Annotated in this window: 2 tRNA genes and 1 rRNA gene (1 of these 3 only partly in view); all 3 read right to left on the reverse strand. The window is 42.4% G+C overall.

Going from position 1 to position 1,564, the window contains the following annotated elements:
* Positions 1-676, reverse strand: a 23S ribosomal RNA gene (locus tag ACFINS_RS09230); it reaches 2,134 nt to the left of the window's first position.
* 441 nt (positions 677-1,117) lie between these two features.
* Positions 1,118-1,193: transfer RNA gene (locus tag ACFINS_RS09235), tRNA-Ala, on the reverse strand.
* A 254-nt stretch (positions 1,194-1,447) separates the two neighbouring features.
* Positions 1,448-1,524 (reverse strand) — tRNA-Ile (locus ACFINS_RS09240).
* Positions 1,525-1,564: the final 40 nt, after the last annotated feature.

Consider the following 1,564-nt stretch of genomic DNA (forward strand, 5'->3'; position numbering starts at 1 on the left):
GCTACGCCTACACCTACCGGCTTAAGCTTGCTCGTTAGACTAAGTCGCTGACCCATTATACAAAAGGTACGCCGTCACCCAGAACGAATCTTGGGCTCCGACTGTTTGTAGGCATTCGGTTTCAGGTACTATTTCACTCCCCTTGTCGGGGTACTTTTCACCTTTCCCTCACGGTACTGGTGCGCTATCGGTCATGCACGAGTACTTAGGCTTGGATCGTGGTCGACCCATGTTCAGACAGGATTTCACGTGTCCCGCCCTACTCTAGGACTTAAATCAGATTTACGTATACGGGACTATCACCCACTTTGGTACGACTTTCCAGTCGTTTCTACTTTTCTTAATTCAAGCCACTGGCCTGGTCCGCGTTCGCTCGCCACTACTAACGGAGTCTCGTTTGATGTCCTTTCCTACAGGTACTTAGATGTTTCAGTTCCCTGCGTTTGCTTCTTACACCCTATTTTATTCAGGTGTAGATACCTTTATCTGACGACTAGAAAACTAAACTGTTAAAAAAACAGCTTAATTTTTCTAGCCATCAAAGGTGGGTTGCCCCATTCGGAAATCTACGGATCAAAGGGTATTCGCACCTCCCCGTAGCTTATCGCAGCGTATCACGTCCTTCATCGCCTGTGCATGCCAAGGCATCCACCAAATGCCCTTAAGACACTTGATCGTTCTCATTGCCAATATTCATTCACGGTTTGTCTGCTTCTCTTTATCTTGTGCAAAATAAAGCGCAAAACAAACCAAATATCAGCAGAAAAGACCAGCTTCTCGAGATATATTCAATGGCGCGGTTAAGCTTCCAATCATAAGCAAGGGCTTTGAGCATTCCCTTGCGACACATGTCTCTTTTTCTAAATTAAGATTTCCTCTTCGGAAGAAAGGTTTTTCTTTCAAGATCTTTTTTAAAATCTGTTTTCCAAAACCTTTTTTCGACAACAAGCATTTTCCCAAGAAAGTATTTTTCTTAACAAAAAACTTGTACCTCAGAAGGAACCTTAAAAAAGGAACATGTCTGAATATATCTTCTCTTCACAATTTCAATAGAACAAGCAAAAGATCACTGGACCTTTTACTAAACCGTGTTCTTACAACATGATGATGACCTAAATGGTGGAGCCGGACGGGATCGAACCGACGACCCCCTGCTTGCAAAGCAGGTGCTCTCCCAGCTGAGCTACGGCCCCTAAATAATGCTCTTTCAAATCAACCTTAACCAGATTTATCAACTTGCATTCCCTGTATTATTTTGATTTGCATCATTTAAATTTATCTGTACCACGAAAGGGGTTTTAAAAGCCTCTTTTGAAAGCTTAATAGGATAAATTTAACAAATAATCTTTGGATGATAAAATAAAATCTTTAAAAATAAACAAAGATTGAAGCGTTTTTAATACGCTGAAGCTTCATACTCTTGGATAAGCAAAAAACGAGCATAAATTGGTGGGCCTGGGAGGACTTGAACCTCCGACCTCACGCTTATCAAGCGCGCGCTCTAACCAACTGAGCTACAAGCCCTCCGGGATAAACCGGAAAACCTTCCCCGGTATCATCTTAA

The sequence above is a fragment of the Bartonella sp. AA2SXKL genome (assembly GCF_042197205.1).
GTDB lineage: Bacteria > Pseudomonadota > Alphaproteobacteria > Rhizobiales > Rhizobiaceae > Bartonella.